The organism is Pseudomonas sp. B21-021 (assembly GCF_024749205.1).
In the GTDB taxonomy this organism is placed as follows: Bacteria; Pseudomonadota; Gammaproteobacteria; order Pseudomonadales; family Pseudomonadaceae; genus Aquipseudomonas; species Aquipseudomonas paraglycinae.
Genome location: NZ_CP087192.1, coordinates 3,471,393 through 3,485,979, shown reverse-complemented (window position 1 = coordinate 3,485,979; position 14,587 = coordinate 3,471,393). Strand labels below are relative to the sequence as shown.

Here is a 14,587-nt window from a genome sequence, read left to right as displayed (position 1 = left end):
CTGTGACACGCAATGCAGGGCGGGACTCCGCACCTACTTAAGTAAGCTGCACCGCCCAATAGAAAAGCCCGGGCGAGATTCGCTCGGGCTTTTTTTCGCCTCAAATAAAGTCAGGAGATCGCCCGTATGTTGGACGCCAATCTTAAAGCCCAGTTGAAATCGTACCTGGAACGGGTCACCCAGCCGATCGAGATCGTTGCTTCACTCGACGACGGTGCGAAATCCCGTGAAATGCTCGACCTGCTGAAAGACGTTGCCAGTCTTTCGCACCAGATTACCTTGATCGACAGCGGCGACGATGCGCGAAAACCGTCGTTCTCGGTCAACCGCCCCGGTGCCGATATCAGCCTGCGTTTCGCCGGCATCCCGATGGGCCATGAATTCACTTCGCTGGTGCTGGCCCTGCTGCAAGTCGGCGGCCACCCTTCGAAGGCCAGTGTCGAAGTGATCGAACAGATCCGCTCGCTCAAGGGCGAGTTCAACTTCGAGACTTACTTCTCGCTGTCCTGCCAGAACTGCCCGGACGTCGTTCAGGCGCTGAACCTGATGGCCGTGCTGAACCCGAACATCCGCCACGTCGCCATCGACGGCGCGCTGTTCCAGGACGAAGTCAACGATCGCAAGATCATGGCTGTGCCGAGCATTTACCTGAACGGCGAAAACTTCGGCCAGGGCCGCATGGGCCTGGAAGAAATCCTCGCCAAGCTCGACACCGGCGCAATCGAGCGTCAGGCCGAGAAAATCAGCGCCAAGCAAGCCTTTGATGTGCTGGTGGTCGGCGGTGGCCCGGCCGGTGCTTCGGCGGCGATCTACGCCGCACGTAAAGGCATTCGCACCGGTGTTGCAGCCGAGCGCTTCGGCGGTCAGGTGCTGGACACCATGGCCATCGAGAACTTCATTTCCGTGCAGGAAACCGAAGGCCCGAAACTGGCGACCGCGCTGGAAGAACACGTCAAGCAATACGACGTCGACATCATGAACCTGCAGCGCGCCGACAAGTTGATCCCGGGCAAGAATGGCGAGCTGCATGAAGTTCACTTCGCCAGCGGCGCGACCCTCAAGGCCCGTAGCGTGATTCTGGCGACCGGAGCGCGCTGGCGTGAAATGAACGTGCCGGGCGAGCAGGAATACCGCAACAAAGGCGTGGCTTACTGCCCGCACTGTGACGGTCCGCTGTTCAAAGGCAAGCGTGTGGCGGTGATTGGCGGCGGTAACTCCGGCGTCGAAGCGGCTATCGACCTGGCCGGTATCGTGTCTCACGTCACCTTGCTGGAGTTCGACGTTCAGTTGCGCGCCGACGCCGTATTGCAACGCAAGCTGCACAGCCTGCCGAACGTCACCGTGATCACCAGTGCGCTGACCACGGAAGTCACCGGCGATGGCCAGAAGGTCAACGGCCTGCGCTACAAGGATCGCAACACTGACGAACTGCGCACTGTCGAGCTGGAAGGGATCTTCGTGCAGATCGGTCTGCTGCCCAACACCGATTGGCTCAAAGGCACCATCGAGCTGTCGCCGCGCGGCGAGATCATCGTCGACAACCGCGGTGAAACCTCGATCCCGGGTATCTTCGCTGCCGGCGACGTGACCACCGTGCCTTACAAGCAGATCGTGATTGCAGTGGGCGAGGGCGCCAAGGCTTCCCTCAGTGCTTTCGATCACCTGATCCGCACTTCGGCTCCGGCGTAAATCCCGGGCCTGAAAAAGAAAAACCCCCATCAGCGATGATGGGGGTTTTTCTTTGCGTGTTGCTTTTTACCCAGGTCCAGCTTTACAGCGGAGCTGGCTGAATGATCTCGACCCAGTAGCCATCCGGATCCTTGATGAACGCCAGGCTCTTCATGCGGCCATCGGTCAGGCGCTTCTGGAAGTCGCAGCCCAGTTCTTCAAAGCGCGCGCAGGCAGCGACGATGTCCGGTACCGAGATGCAAATGTGACCGAAACCGCGCGGGTCGGTGTTGCCGTTGTGGTAGGCGAAATCCGCGTCGTTTTCGGTACCGTGGTTGTGGGTCAGTTCCAGTATGCCGGGAATCGACTTCATCCACTCGGTGCGGGCAGCGGCGTCAGCCGGAATCTGCGATTTGTCGACCAGGGCGAGGAAGTACAGGCTGAATTCCGCTTCCGGGAAATCACGCTTCTCTACCAGCGAGAAACCCAATACGCGGGTATAGAAATCCAGCGACTTGGTGATGTCTTTGACGCGCAGCATGGTGTGGTTGAACACGAAGTTGCGGGTTGCGCTGTCCGGGGTGGCGGTGACGCCAGGGAAAGTGTTCAGTTCTTGCAGGCTCATGAGCCCTCCGTAACAAATTGGGGCGAGTGAATGGGCGCAATGATACGCATGCCTGGCAGCATCGCCAAACCGAAAGCGCGGGCTTGCCCTGTGAGCGGGCGGGCCTCAGACTTTACGGCTCAATCCGCGAGTGCCTCTGGTAATGATCCGACCGTTCAAATCGCTGTTCGTTTTCCTGGGTTTTTCCCTGCTTGCTCTGCCGGCCTTTGCCGAGGCACCGAGCATCACCTGGCCGGCCGGTTGGGAAGTCGAGGCGCTGCCCGAAACCTCTCCTGAAGTCTCGCGTCAGCGTGCGGTGAAGACTGACGCCGATGGCAATCAGGTGATGGTGATGGAGTTGACGATGACCCGCGTGGAAAGTGGTCATCAGGTCAACTTGCAGGGCGTGTTGCTGGAAATGCGCAAGTCGGTGCAGAAAGACTTTTTCCAGAGCGGTTATCAGAGTGTCTGCAACAAGGTTCACGCGAGTACGCTGGGCTCGATGACTGCGCTTGAAACCACTTGTACGGTGACTGAAAACGGCCGTCATGTGTTGTCGCAAACATTGGTTGCAGCGGTCGAGGCGGATAAGGCTTACGTACTTTCGTATGCCGGGCAGGCGGAGGTTTATAAGGCGAGCGGCGACGACATAATGGCTGCGCGAAACAGCTTGAAATTCTAGTCGTCTGTTCGTGGTCAGCCTGATGTTAGATACCGGAACTGATTAAACATAAAGTTAATCTCCGGCTAACGGGGCAACATTCGGAAGCATAGTTTCAGCGCGAGAACGGTTTGAGACTCAACTTGCTCGCCAGAAAAATCGTTGCATTTGTTAAATATTGTCCAAAAAAAAGCCCTGCATATGCAGGGCTTTCATGTTTGCGAGGGATTAACCGCGCAACCAGGAATCAACGGTGGCTGCACCGTATTGTTCCTTCCAGGCTTTCAGGCCACGGTGGTTGCCACCCTTGGTCTCGATCAGCTCGCCGGTGTGCGGGTTCTGATAGACCTTGACCACGCGAGCGCGGCGGGTTTTAGGTGCGGCGGTCGATTGCAGACCGGATTTCGCCGGGTTCGGATCGAGAATGGCGATGATGTCTTTCAGGCCTTTGCCGTAGGTTTTCATCAGCCCCTGGAGCTTTTCTTCGAATTCGATTTCTTTCTTGAGCCCGGCATCGTTCTTCAGCGATTCCAGCTGCTTGAGCTGTTCCTGAAGGGCCTTTTCAGCTGCACGAAATTCAGCGAGTCTGGACAATATCTTTACTCCAATAGTGTGTTTGGCTGATACCAACCGCAAACAAAGCTATAAGCCAAGAGCCTTGAAGCGACTCGGTGATAATGGCTCACCTGCCCATCTTGCAACAGGTAAGAAAAATTGTAGTAGTTAATGCGACAAGAGTAAATCCTGACTTTTTCTTCATGTAACAACAACGCTGTTTTGTATCAATTTGGTGCGGGCTGTCGGCGAGTCAGGATTTATCCCGCCAAGTTAATGATGAGTTAATGCTTCGATGAAGTCTGCAGCCGGCATCGGTTTGCCAAAAAGGTAGCCTTGCAGAAAGTTGACATGGTGGGCTGCCAGATAATCGCACTGGGCTTGCGTCTCGACACCTTCGGCCACAATGCCCAGATCCAGTTTGGTGGAAAGCTCGATGATGCTGTCCAGAATGTGCCGGGACAGGGCATCTTTATCGATCATGGCGACAAATGTCTGATCGATCTTGAGGAAGTCGACATTGAAGGTCCTCAAGTAGCCAAGGCTTGAATGGCCGGTACCAAAGTCGTCAATCGCGATCTTCACGCCCATTGCGCGCAGATGCGCGAACAGTTGATGGGTGATGTCGGAGGGCTCGATCAGCTCGCGTTCGGTCAGCTCCAGAACCAGGCTGATGCTGCCGGGCTGGAATGCTGACAAAAATTCACGGCAATCCTCAACCAGCTCCAGATCTTGGCAGTGGCTGGCGGTGATGTTGATGCCGATGTGGAACGGCGCGGTAAAGGTTGCTGACAGCGGCCCCAGCACGACAGCAGTTTGCTGCATCAAGGCGCGGGTCATCGGCACGATCAACCCGGAGTGTTCGGCAAAGGGTATGAACAGGTCCGGACGCACCAGCCCCTCCTTGGGATGGTTCCAGCGCATCAGCACTTCCGCGCCCGACCAGCGTTTGCTGTCGCCGTGCACCACCGGTTGAAAGTACGGAATGAATTCTCCCGCCTCCAGCGCTCGCAGCATTTCATGGCTGGGCGAGGTGGAGCGCCTCTGCACGATGTAGCCGATCGCTCCCGATACCGCACCGAAGAACATCAGCAGACTGAACAGCGGCGGGTACTCGTCTTTCATGTAGCGCCAGGTTTCGCCTGCCGGAAACGCGGCGCTGACCGAGAACGCGTAGTGCGACGAGTGCAAGGTACTTTGCGCCACGGGCAACGCGGGCAGGGCGCCCTGATGCACTTTGCCGTCGGCGGAGAGCCAGTTGTTGCCGACTTGCAGCAATAACAACGTGTGCCGGCCGATCAGGCGCAGAATGTTGCTCAGGTGATAGCCGTCCAGCGTGGTCAGTGCGCCGCCGCGGCCCTCGCTCAGGCGATAGACCAGCAGCGCGGTGTCAGGCGTGACCGGGTTGCCGTTCATGAGCCACAACTTGCCCTGGGCGTAGTCGCCCGGATTCACCGCTTCCTTGAAGTCGCCGAACAGCGAACTGCAATAGAGATTGTCGTCCCACACCAGATTGGTCGAGCGCACGAACGGACGGCGAGTGACTTGTTCGCGCAACGCCAGTTTGACGGTCTCGCAGGTCTGGCCGGCCAAAGGCAACAGTTCGCGGGCGGCCTGGGCGGTGTTGTCGAGCATCAGTTCGAACTGCCGCAGGGCTTCATCGGCGGTGTGTTGCGAACTCTGCTGAAGGGCGCGTCCGGCCTGCATATAAAGAATCACGCTGCCGAGTACGATCGGCAGCAGGCCGCACAGTAATGTCACGATAATCCGGGTGCTGCGATTGCGGCGGGGCCTGACGGTCAGTGGCATTGGCGCATCCTGTCGCGGTGGAGTGGGGCTCTTGATGGTAGGTGAAGCGTGCGCACAAAGCCCGGGGTCTGAGCCCCATGATAGATGGCCAATGACAGCTGCGCCGCTCAACGATAATCCAGCCGTGTTGCCAGCTGAATGAATGCCAGTGTGGCGGGCGAAGCCTGGCGCTGATCCAGCACCGCCAGACCGACTTGCCGAGTGACAGCGGGGGACAGCGGTCGCTTGACATAGCGCGGGTCGGGATCAAAAGGCAACGAACCTTCGGCCACCACGGTCATCGCATCGCCCCGGCCCACGGTGTCGAGGGTGCTGAGCAGTTGTGAGCAGCGATAGCGGATGTTCGGGCTCAACCGCGCCGCGTTGAAAAGGCGCGAGACCAGCTCCGACGAACCGGCCTCGGTCAGCACGAACGGATCGTTGCACAAGTCTTTCAGCGTCACGGATTCGTGCGCCGCCAACGGGTGACCGAGCGGGAGCAGGGCGACCATCTGGTCTTCGATCAGGGCAAACGTGTCGAAGCGCTCCTCGGGCAGCACCACAAAACCGATATCGATCCGCCGCTCCTCCAGCCACTGAATGACCTGCCGATCCGGGCCTTCATCGATGTGCACTTCGATCCCCGGATGCGCCTCGCGATACTGCTGCAGAATCTTCGGCAACAACTTGATCGAGGACGTCGGTCCGAACGAGCCGATGCGCAGCGTGCCGCGTTTCATGCCGCGCGCATCCGCTGCCTCTTGGCGCAACGTATTGGCCAAACCAAGCATCGCGCGCGCCCGCAGCAGCAATTGTTCGCCGATGTCGCTCAGTTCCACTTGCGATTGGTGCCGGCGAAGCAGCTCGACGCCCAGTTCCTGTTCCAGCGACTTCAAGGCGTGGGACACCGCTGACTGGGAAATCCCCAGACGATGGGCGGCGAGGGTGAAACCGCGCAGTTCGGCGACCAGCGAGAAGATTTCGAGTTGGGTCAGGGTCATGAGTAAAGACTCATTTTACGATGATGAGGAATCAATCGAATGATACGTCATCCGTCAGTCTCATCGTTGGGAGCGTTATGAGTTGTCATGAACCTGATCGTCCGGCCGCCTCGGACATGCCCGTCTACCTGAACCTGGCGCTGGTCACCATGATCTGGGGCGGAACGTGGGTAGCCGGGAGGTTTCTGGCCGGTAGCCTGAGCCCGGTCTTTGCCGCCAGCCTTCGGTTTTTGCTGGCCAGTGTGGCGCTGGTCGTTTGTTTAAGGCTCGCTCGAATCCGCTTGGCGCGGCCAACGCCCCGGCAATGGCTGCAACTGGCGTTGCTGGGGTTCTTCGGGATTTTCTTCTACAACCTGTGCTTCTTTTACGGGCTGCAATACATCAACGCTTCTCGGGCTTCGTTGATCGTGGCGCTGAATCCGGCGGTAATCGGTCTGGCGTCATGGCTGCTGTTCAAGGAGCGTCTGAGTCGATTGAAGGTGATCGGCATCGCAATCTGCATCGGCGGGGCGGGTGTGGTGATCGTCAGTCGCAACCCGCAACTGCTGAGCGAAACGCCGGACGCGTGGATTGGCGATCTGCTGATCCTCGGCTGCGTTTTGAGCTGGGGCGTCTATTCGCTGTTCTCCCGCAGCCTCAACCAGAGCATCGGCCCGGTGCAGACCGTGACCTTTTCGATTCTGCTGGGCACCCTGATGTTGTGGGCGCTGGCCCTGAGCCGTGGCGAAGTCGACGTTGCAGCGCTGGCCGCGCTTGGCCCGCGCCAATGGCTGAGCCTGGCCTATCTGGGCGTACTCGGCTCGGCGCTGGCCTACATCGGTTACTACGATGGCATCCGTAAAATCGGCGCCACACGCTCCGGCGTGTTCATTGCGCTCAACCCGCTGACCGCCGTGCTGGCCGGTGCAATCCTGCTGGGTGAACAGCTGACGCTGGCCATGTGCCTGGGCGGCGTGCTGATTCTGGCGGGCATCTGGCTGTGCAACAAACCCCTTGCACCGGCCGGAAAAAAGCGGATTTTATAGAGAGGGCAGACAACCCTATTTACGCTGTGTAGAATCGGGTTACGCATACAATAATAATCGTCTTCTGGCAGCAGAAGCCTCGCCCGCAAGAGCCTTGGGTCGACAATGAAGATATTCGGGTTTCAACTGATCTACGGTGACTTCCTCGCCCGCAGTGTGCGTGGCATCTCCTGTGCGCCACCCACCGGTCTCAGCATTACTGACAAATAACTCTGGTTAATTGATAAGAATGATGAGGCGCCAACCATGGCAGATTTATACGAAAACCCAATGGGCCTGATGGGCTTCGAGTTCATCGAGTTCGCATCGCCGACTCCTGGCACCCTTGAGCCGATCTTCGAGATCATGGGCTTCACCAAGGTCGCGACCCACCGTTCCAAGAACGTGCACCTGTATCGCCAGGGTGCGATCAACCTGATCCTCAACAACGAACCCCACAGCGTTGCTTCGTACTTCGCGGCTGAACACGGCCCGTCGGTGTGCGGCATGGCGTTCCGGGTCAAGGATTCGCAGAAGGCCTACAACCGTGCACTGGAACTCGGCGCCCAGCCGATCCACATCGAAACCGGTCCGATGGAACTGAACCTGCCGGCGATCAAAGGCATTGGCGGCGCGCCGTTGTACCTGATCGACCGTTTCGGCGAAGGCAGCTCGATCTATGACATCGACTTCGTGTTCCTGGAAGGCGTTGACCGCAACCCGGTCGGTGCCGGCCTGAAGATCATCGATCACCTGACCCACAACGTGTATCGCGGTCGCATGGCCTACTGGGCGAACTTCTACGAGAAGCTGTTCAACTTCCGTGAGATCCGCTACTTCGACATCAAGGGCGAATACACCGGCCTGACCTCGAAAGCGATGACCGCACCGGACGGCATGATCCGCATCCCGCTCAACGAAGAATCGTCGAAGGGCGCCGGGCAGATCGAAGAGTTCCTGATGCAGTTCAACGGCGAAGGCATCCAGCACGTGGCGTTCCTCACCGACGACCTGGTCAAGACCTGGGATCAGTTGAAGAAGATCGGCATGCGCTTCATGACCGCGCCGCCGGACACCTACTACGAAATGCTCGAAGGCCGCCTGCCGAACCACGGCGAGCCGGTCGATCAGTTGCAATCGCGCGGCATCCTGCTCGACGGTGCGTCGGATAAAGAAGACAAGCGTCTGCTGCTGCAGATCTTCTCGGAAACCCTGATGGGCCCGGTGTTCTTCGAATTCATCCAGCGCAAGGGCGACGATGGCTTCGGCGAAGGCAACTTCAAGGCACTGTTCGAATCGATCGAGCGTGACCAGGTGCGTCGTGGCGTGCTCGCTACCGAGTAATTAGCTGCACCGATAAAAAATGTGGGAGCGGGCTTGCTCGCGAAGGCGTCGGATCAGTCAACTGAAGTGTTGAATGAACGATTGCTTTCGCGAGCAAGCCCGCTCCCACATTTGTTTTGTGCTGCTTTTAAGGCCTGCGCTGGCGCATCAGATGCTTGAACCCTTCAAACACCAGCACCACCACGGCGAGCCAGATCGGGATGTAGGTCAGCCATTCACCGGGTTTGATGCTCTCGCCGAGCAACAGCGCCACACCCAGCAGCAGCACCGGCTCAACGTAACTCAACAAACCAAACAGGCTGAACGGCAGCAAGCGGCTGGCGATGATGTAGACCACCAGTGCCGAGGCACTGATCAGACCGAGCAGCGGAATCAGCCATGTCAGCGCCGGGTACTGATCGAACACGCCGAAACCCTGTTCGCCGCCGCGCACAAACCAGTACGCCACCGGCAGCATCAAAGTCATGTCGACCCACAAACCGCCGAGGTTGTCGGTCTTGAGGTATTTGCGCAGCACGAAATACAACGGGTAACCGACGACTACGACCAGCGTCGCCCAGGAAAACCCGCCGACCTGATACAACTCGTTCAACACACCGAGGCTGGCAAAAAACACCGCGACTTTTTGCAGGTATGACAGGTTTTCGCCATAAGCGATGCGCCCGGTCAGGACCATGGACAACGGCAGCAGGAAGTAACCCAGCGACACATCAAGGCTGTAGCCGTTGAGCGGCGCCCACATGAACAGCCACAACTGCACGCCGAGCAACGCGGACGAAACGATCAGGCCACCGATCAACTTCGGCAGCGCAGGGACCCGGCGCAGCAGCTCCAGCACCCGCCGCCATTCGCCGGACAGCAACATGAACACGGTCATGCAGGGCACGGTCAGCAGCATCCGCCAACCGAAGATTTCCACGCCGCTCAACGGGGTGAGCAGCGAGGTGTAGTAATACATGACGGCGAACAGCGTCGATGCTGTCACCGATAGAGCAATGCCTTTAGACAAACTGTCCTCGCGGGGGTGATGGTGAAACGGGGCGCGCAGGATACGTGGTTTTTGTGGTGAATATTGGCCGAGTGATCAATATTTCCAACATCCGACACAGGTCCCGTGAGAACAGAGACCTGTGTCGAAGCATAGGTGCTTAAGCCTGATGCGGCTTACGGCCCGACACAAAATGACTCACATCATTAAACCCCGGCGTAGACGCATGCCCCGGCGTCACCAGTGAGTCGATAAACGCCTCATCCTCCGCCGTAATCTTCACCGCCTGCGCCTTGGTGTACGCATCCCACTGTTCCTCAGTACGCGGCCCGACAATCGCCGACGTCACCGCGCCGTTGTTCAGCACCCAGGCAATCGCAAACTCGACAATCCCGACCCCACGCTCCTGAGTGTATTGCTGAATCTGCTGGGCAATGCGCAACGACTCCACCCGCCATTCAGTTTCCAGAATCCGTTTGTCCTGGCGCCCGGCACGGCTGTTGGCGTCCGGCGTCACGTCCGGTGCGTACTTGCCGCTGAGCACGCCACGGGCCAGCGGGCTGTAAGGCACCACGCCGAGGCCGTAAGTCTGGGCGGCGGTGATCTGTTCGGTTTCGGCCTGACGGTTGACGATGTTGTAGAGCGGCTGGCTGATCACCGGCCGATCAACGCCCAGTTTGTCCGCCACGCGAATCACCTCGGCAATCCGCCAGCCGCGATAGTTCGACAGGCCCCAATAACGGATCTTGCCCTGGCGAATCAGATCGCCAATCGCCGAGATCGTCACCTCCAGCGGGGTGTTGTGGTCTTCGCGGTGCAGGTAATAGATGTCGAGGTAGTCGGTGCCAAGCCGGGTCAGGCTGGCCTCCAGACCGTTGAAGATGTGCTTGCGGCTCAGACCGCTGCGATTCGGCACGCCGTCCACCGGGCCGAAGCCGACCTTGGTCGCCAGCACCCATTCATGCCGATGACGGGCGATGGCCTCGCCGACGATCTCTTCCGAACGGCCGTTGGTGTAGACGTCGGCGGTGTCGATGAAATTGATGCCCTGATCCCAGGCCTTGTCGATGATACGCAGCGAATCTTCCGCGCTGGTCTGCTCGCCGAACATCATCGTGCCGAGGGTGAGGGTGGACACCTGCAACCCCGAGTGACCCAGTGTGCGATAGCTCATGCCGAAATCCTTTTGTCGGTGGGAAAGCTTCCATCAAATACCAGAAGCGCCCGGCGCGGCAAAGTGAATTTATCGACGCAATGTCTCGCAACGCTGCCTTAAAAACGCCTGCAACACCTTGACCCGTTCCGACACTTGCACCCGATGCGGGCACAACAGATTGAACGGCACGCTCTCGCCATGCCAGTCATCGAACAGCGTCACCAGCCGCCCGGCGCGCACGTCTTCGGCCACGTCGAGCCAGGCTTTATAGGCGATCCCATGCCCGGCGAGCGCCCAGCGGCGGGCGACTTCGCCGTCGTCGCTGAGGTAGTCGCCGCGTACTTCGACCTCGACGGTTTCGTCGTCGCGATGGAAGCGCCAGGTGTTGTAAGGACGACCGTTGCGCAGGTAGAGCAGGGCGCTGTGCTCGCTCAGTTCAGCAGGATTTTGCGGTGTGCCGTGGCGTTCCAGATACGCAGGGTTGGCGCAGGCCACACGCCGATGCTCGGGCAGAATCGGCAACGCCACCAGCGTCGAATCACTCGGCACACCAAAGCGCAGCGCCACATCAACCGTCTCGCGAAACAGGTCCGCGTGTCGGTCGTTGAGCAGCAATTGCAGCTGAATGTGCGGGTGCTCGTGCTTGAAATCGTCTAGCCACGGTAACAGCACATTGCGCCCGAAGTCCGACGGCGCCGCCAGTTGCAGCACGCCGCTCAAGCCTTCGGTTTGCTGCTTCAGTGCCTGCTCGCCCTCGGCCAGTGTCGCCAGCGCCAGACGCACGCTTTCCAGATAACGCCGGCCTTCTTCGGTCAGGCGCATGCTGCGGGTGGAGCGGGCGAACAGGCGAATGCCGAGGCGGGTTTCCAGGCGTTTCAACGCGATGCTCGCTGCAGCCGGCGTCAGCTCCAGCGCCCGGGCAGCGGCGGAGATGCTGCCGGAGTCGGCGGTGCGGACGAAGATTTCCAGATCGAGGATTGAGCTCATTAGTAAAAATCCGTTGAAGATCCTTGGCGTTTTGCGGGATTTTTCCTGGATTGGCAAGCGCAGATACTGAAATCCTGAATAACCGCAGGAGACAGACATGACGTGGACATTTGATCATCTGGCCTTCAGCACCGCTGACGGTCAGGCGCTGCAGGACGCTTTTGGTGGGTTGTTGGGATTGACGCCGGGGCGGCGGCCGCCGTTTCCGTTTCCCGGGCGGTGGTTGTATCAGGATGGGGAGGCGTTGGTGCATGTGATTGAGCAGCCCGCGCTGGATGAGGCGGCGTTGAGTCATATTGCGTTTCGCACCGATGAAGATGCGGCGGTGGTTTTGAAGCGGGTGCAGGGGAGTGGGTTGCCGTATCAGGTGGCGCAGGTGCCAGAGGATGGGATCTGGCAGATTTTTGTGCAGATGCCGGGCGGGTTGGTGCTTGAGCTGGATGCGAAAAGCAGTGCGTGATGCTCGTTCCCACGCTCTGCGTGGGAATGCCTCAAGGGACGCTCCGCGTTCCAGCTCTGGAAGGGACGCGGAGCGTCCCGGGCTGCATTCCCACGCGGAGCGTGGGAACGATCTGGAGTGGGGTGTTTAAGTGAAGTGTTTAAAGGACACGTTCGGACACGCACCCAGGCTACACAACCTTGCGCCGTTGCCTACGACTAAGCCAGAATCCGCCGGCTTGTGCGCTCAAGGGCCGGGTTTTATCGTTGTCCCGTCGCTGAAATACAGCGATCGGGTTTGGTAGCCCGGATCTGACTTGTTGCGCAATTCACCGTATTCGGACGCTTATCCGTCCGTGCTTTTATGGTGGCCATGCGTGGGGCGCTTTCGAGCGCGCCGGTTTTCCAAGTCACCGGTCTACCAACCCGTGTATGGCCACCACCTCTTCGTTTGGTAGCGAAGTTTGATGGCTCCATTTTTCTGATTTGGAGATTCAAACGTGATCAAACCAACACCCAGCCCACCCGAAACCGACACCCACCTCGCCCTACGAGTCCCTCGACTCCAAGACATTCCACGAAGCCGCCGAACGCGCCCTCGATCACTACCTCAATCCGCTGCTCCCCAGAAAACCGGTGCTCAAACCCAACACTCGTTACCTCATCGCCCCCGGCATCGACAGCGAAGAACTGCTGGCCGATGCCTCTGAAACCCTGACTTGCGCCAAAACCATGGCCACTGACTTCGCCGGGCTGGTGGACGGCTCGCAGCGACATGTGCTGCTGGGCATTGCGCAATTGATCATGCTGAGTGAACTGGCGGTGAATCGGGCGCTGGATAATCTGGAGTTGAAGACAGAAACACCGCTCTAGCCAGATCCTTAGCCTGATCGTTCCCACGCTCCGCGTGGGAATGCAGCCCGGGACGCTCTGCGTCCCTTCCAGAGCTGGAACGCGGAGCGTCCCTTGAGGCATTCCCACGCGGACGGTTCGACGCCTCGACGTGGGAACGATCTAAATGAAAAACGGCCCGTAATGGGCCGTTTCTGTATTTCGACTAAGGCTTAAGCCCGCAACGTCCGCGTCATCCGCAACGCCAGCAAACTCCCGCCGACAATCACACCCGCCAGCAGATACAACGCCGCATCCGTCGACCCGGTGCTGTCCTTGACCCAACCCACAAGGTAAGGGCTCAGGAACCCGGCCATCTGCCCCATCGAGTTGATCAACGCCAGACCACCCGCCGCAGCACCCGCACTCAGCATGGCAGTCGGCACCGGCCAGAACATCGGCAAACCGGTCAGCGCGCCCATGGTCGCGATGGTCAGACCGAGGATCGCAATCGCCGGATTCGCCGCAAAGTTCACCGCAATCAGCAGGCCGACAGCACCCATCAACATCGGCACCACCAAATGCCAGCGACGTTCTTTACGCAAGTCCGCCGAACGCCCGACCACCAGCATGAACACCGCCGCCAGCAAGTAAGGAATCGCACTCAACCAGCCAATCACCAGGTTGTCGCTGAAGCCGAGGTTCTTGATGATCGACGGCAGCCAGAAGTTGATCGCGTACACGCCGCTCTGGATGCAGAAGTAGATCAGGCCGAAGGCCCAGATGGCCGGGTTCTTGAACACGGCGATCAGCGAATCGGAAGTGGTTTTCGGTTTGTTCGCCAGGTCTTCCGCCTGATCCGCTTCCAGCACCGAACGCTCATGCGGGGTCAGCCATTTGGCGTTGGCGAAGTTGTCGCTGAGCAGGAAGTAGGCGAGTGCGCCCAGTACCACGGTCGGAATGCCTTGCAGCAGGAACATCCACTGCCAGCCCGCGAGGCCACCCTGGCCGGCGGCGAAGTGATTGAGGATCCAGCCGGAAAACGGGCTGCCGAGCAGGCCCGACACCGGGATCGCCGACATGAACAGCGCCATGATCCGGCCACGGCGGAAGGTCGGGAACCACTGCGAGAGATAGAGCACAACGCCCGGGAAGAACCCGGCTTCAGCAGCGCCAGTGAACAGGCGCAGGGTGTAGAACTCGGTCGGTGTGGTGACGAACAGCAAGCAGGTCGACAGCGTGCCCCAGGTGATCATCATCAGCGCGATCCAGCGCCGTGGGCCGAACTTGGTCAGGGCCAGGTTGCTCGGTACGCCGCACAGCACGTAGCCGATGAAGAAGATACCGGCACCGAGGCCGTACACGGTTTCGCTGAATTTCAGCGCGTCGAGCATCTGCAGTTTGGCGAATCCAACGTTGACCCGGTCGAGGTAGTTGAACAGGTAGCAGATGAAGATGAAGGGGATCAAACGCAGGGTGATGCGTTTGTAGACGGCATTTTTATCGTCATCGATGGTCTGGGCGGCAGCGGCGCTCTGCGACATGGCGGCTCTCTCTTTATT

The 14,587-nt window shown here is 59.2% G+C and carries 13 protein-coding genes and 1 pseudogene; 6 read left to right on the top strand and 8 right to left on the bottom strand.

All coding sequences use genetic code 11. The annotated features are described in order from the left end of the window. Positions 1-126 precede the first annotated feature (126 nt). Positions 127-1,689 carry an alkyl hydroperoxide reductase subunit F gene (ahpF, locus tag LOY31_RS15465; RefSeq protein WP_221535005.1) on the top strand — a complete coding sequence of 521 codons (1,563 nt, stop codon included), beginning with the start codon at positions 127-129 and terminating at the stop codon, positions 1,687-1,689. A gap of 82 nt (positions 1,690-1,771) precedes the next feature. Here ahpF and gloA read toward each other — a convergent pair whose 3' ends face one another. Continuing rightward, on the bottom strand, positions 1,772-2,293 hold the full coding sequence (gloA, locus tag LOY31_RS15460; RefSeq protein WP_065260490.1) for a lactoylglutathione lyase: 522 nt from the start codon (positions 2,291-2,293) through the stop codon (positions 1,772-1,774). A gap of 142 nt (positions 2,294-2,435) precedes the next feature. On the opposite strand from gloA, the gene LOY31_RS15455 reads away from it, so the two are divergent. Next, positions 2,436-2,954, top strand: a complete 519-nt coding sequence (locus LOY31_RS15455; protein WP_221535004.1) for a DUF4946 domain-containing protein — start codon at positions 2,436-2,438, stop codon at positions 2,952-2,954. A gap of 207 nt (positions 2,955-3,161) precedes the next feature. Here the strand turns inward: LOY31_RS15455 and LOY31_RS15450 are convergent, their stop codons facing one another. The 3 genes from LOY31_RS15450 to LOY31_RS15440 all read right to left on the bottom strand — a co-directional run bounded on the left by LOY31_RS15450 (position 3,162) and on the right by LOY31_RS15440 (position 6,277). Continuing rightward, entirely contained in the window at positions 3,162-3,527 is a 366-nt protein-coding gene (locus tag LOY31_RS15450) for a histone-like nucleoid-structuring protein, MvaT/MvaU family (RefSeq protein WP_011334329.1), read from the bottom strand. Between the two features lie 234 nt (positions 3,528-3,761). Then, positions 3,762-5,297, bottom strand: a complete 1,536-nt coding sequence (locus LOY31_RS15445) for an EAL domain-containing protein (RefSeq protein WP_221535003.1) — start codon at positions 5,295-5,297, stop codon at positions 3,762-3,764. A 107-nt stretch (positions 5,298-5,404) separates the two neighbouring features. Further along, positions 5,405-6,277: a LysR family transcriptional regulator gene (locus LOY31_RS15440; protein WP_221535002.1), complete on the bottom strand. Its 873-nt coding sequence runs from the start codon at positions 6,275-6,277 to the stop codon at positions 5,405-5,407. 77 nt (positions 6,278-6,354) lie between these two features. On the opposite strand from LOY31_RS15440, the gene LOY31_RS15435 reads away from it, so the two are divergent. Together LOY31_RS15435 and hppD are read left to right on the top strand one after the other, a co-directional pair. Beyond that, a complete protein-coding gene (locus LOY31_RS15435) occupies positions 6,355-7,302 on the top strand; it encodes a DMT family transporter (protein ID WP_221535001.1) in 948 nt (315 codons plus the stop codon). 246 nt (positions 7,303-7,548) lie between these two features. After that, entirely contained in the window at positions 7,549-8,625 is a 1,077-nt protein-coding gene (gene hppD, locus LOY31_RS15430; RefSeq protein ID WP_007958955.1) for a 4-hydroxyphenylpyruvate dioxygenase, read from the top strand. A gap of 127 nt (positions 8,626-8,752) precedes the next feature. On the opposite strand, the gene rarD is transcribed toward hppD, so the two are convergent. The 3 genes from rarD to LOY31_RS15415 form a co-directional block, all read right to left on the bottom strand. Further along, entirely contained in the window at positions 8,753-9,634 is an 882-nt protein-coding gene (rarD, locus tag LOY31_RS15425) for an EamA family transporter RarD (protein ID WP_258711796.1), read from the bottom strand. A 139-nt stretch (positions 9,635-9,773) separates the two neighbouring features. After that, a complete protein-coding gene (locus tag LOY31_RS15420; RefSeq protein WP_129973253.1) occupies positions 9,774-10,787 on the bottom strand; it encodes an aldo/keto reductase in 1,014 nt (337 codons plus the stop codon). A 69-nt stretch (positions 10,788-10,856) separates the two neighbouring features. Beyond that, entirely contained in the window at positions 10,857-11,756 is a 900-nt protein-coding gene (locus LOY31_RS15415; protein WP_221534999.1) for a LysR family transcriptional regulator, read from the bottom strand. 97 nt (positions 11,757-11,853) lie between these two features. Here LOY31_RS15415 and LOY31_RS15410 point away from each other — a divergent pair, with 97 nt between their 5' ends. Both LOY31_RS15410 and LOY31_RS15405 read left to right on the top strand, forming a co-directional pair. Next, positions 11,854-12,216: a hypothetical protein gene (locus tag LOY31_RS15410; RefSeq protein WP_221534998.1), complete on the top strand. Its 363-nt coding sequence runs from the start codon at positions 11,854-11,856 to the stop codon at positions 12,214-12,216. Positions 12,217-12,694: 478 nt separating this feature from the next. After that, a pseudogene (locus tag LOY31_RS15405) lies at positions 12,695-13,067 on the top strand (DUF6124 family protein). A 191-nt stretch (positions 13,068-13,258) separates the two neighbouring features. Here the strand turns inward: LOY31_RS15405 and LOY31_RS15400 are convergent. Further along, positions 13,259-14,569: an MFS transporter gene (locus LOY31_RS15400; RefSeq protein WP_085603380.1), complete on the bottom strand. Its 1,311-nt coding sequence runs from the start codon at positions 14,567-14,569 to the stop codon at positions 13,259-13,261. Positions 14,570-14,587 lie beyond the last annotated feature (18 nt).

Excerpts from the sequence above, each read along its gene's own strand:
- ahpF (WP_221535005.1), top strand. The coding sequence starts at position 127 with ATGTTGGACGCCAATCTTAAAGCCCAGTTGAAATCGTACCTGGAACGG.
- gloA (WP_065260490.1), bottom strand. The coding sequence starts at position 2,293 with ATGAGCCTGCAAGAACTGAACACTTTCCCTGGCGTCACCGCCACCCCG.
- LOY31_RS15455 (WP_221535004.1), top strand. The coding sequence starts at position 2,436 with ATGATCCGACCGTTCAAATCGCTGTTCGTTTTCCTGGGTTTTTCCCTG.
- LOY31_RS15445 (WP_221535003.1), bottom strand. The coding sequence starts at position 5,297 with ATGCCACTGACCGTCAGGCCCCGCCGCAATCGCAGCACCCGGATTATC.
- LOY31_RS15440 (WP_221535002.1), bottom strand. The coding sequence starts at position 6,277 with ATGACCCTGACCCAACTCGAAATCTTCTCGCTGGTCGCCGAACTGCGC.
- LOY31_RS15435 (WP_221535001.1), top strand. The coding sequence starts at position 6,355 with ATGAGTTGTCATGAACCTGATCGTCCGGCCGCCTCGGACATGCCCGTC.
- hppD (WP_007958955.1), top strand. The coding sequence starts at position 7,549 with ATGGCAGATTTATACGAAAACCCAATGGGCCTGATGGGCTTCGAGTTC.
- LOY31_RS15420 (WP_129973253.1), bottom strand. The coding sequence starts at position 10,787 with ATGAGCTATCGCACACTGGGTCACTCGGGGTTGCAGGTGTCCACCCTC.
- LOY31_RS15415 (WP_221534999.1), bottom strand. The coding sequence starts at position 11,756 with ATGAGCTCAATCCTCGATCTGGAAATCTTCGTCCGCACCGCCGACTCC.
- LOY31_RS15410 (WP_221534998.1), top strand. The coding sequence starts at position 11,854 with ATGACGTGGACATTTGATCATCTGGCCTTCAGCACCGCTGACGGTCAG.
- LOY31_RS15400 (WP_085603380.1), bottom strand. The coding sequence starts at position 14,569 with ATGTCGCAGAGCGCCGCTGCCGCCCAGACCATCGATGACGATAAAAAT.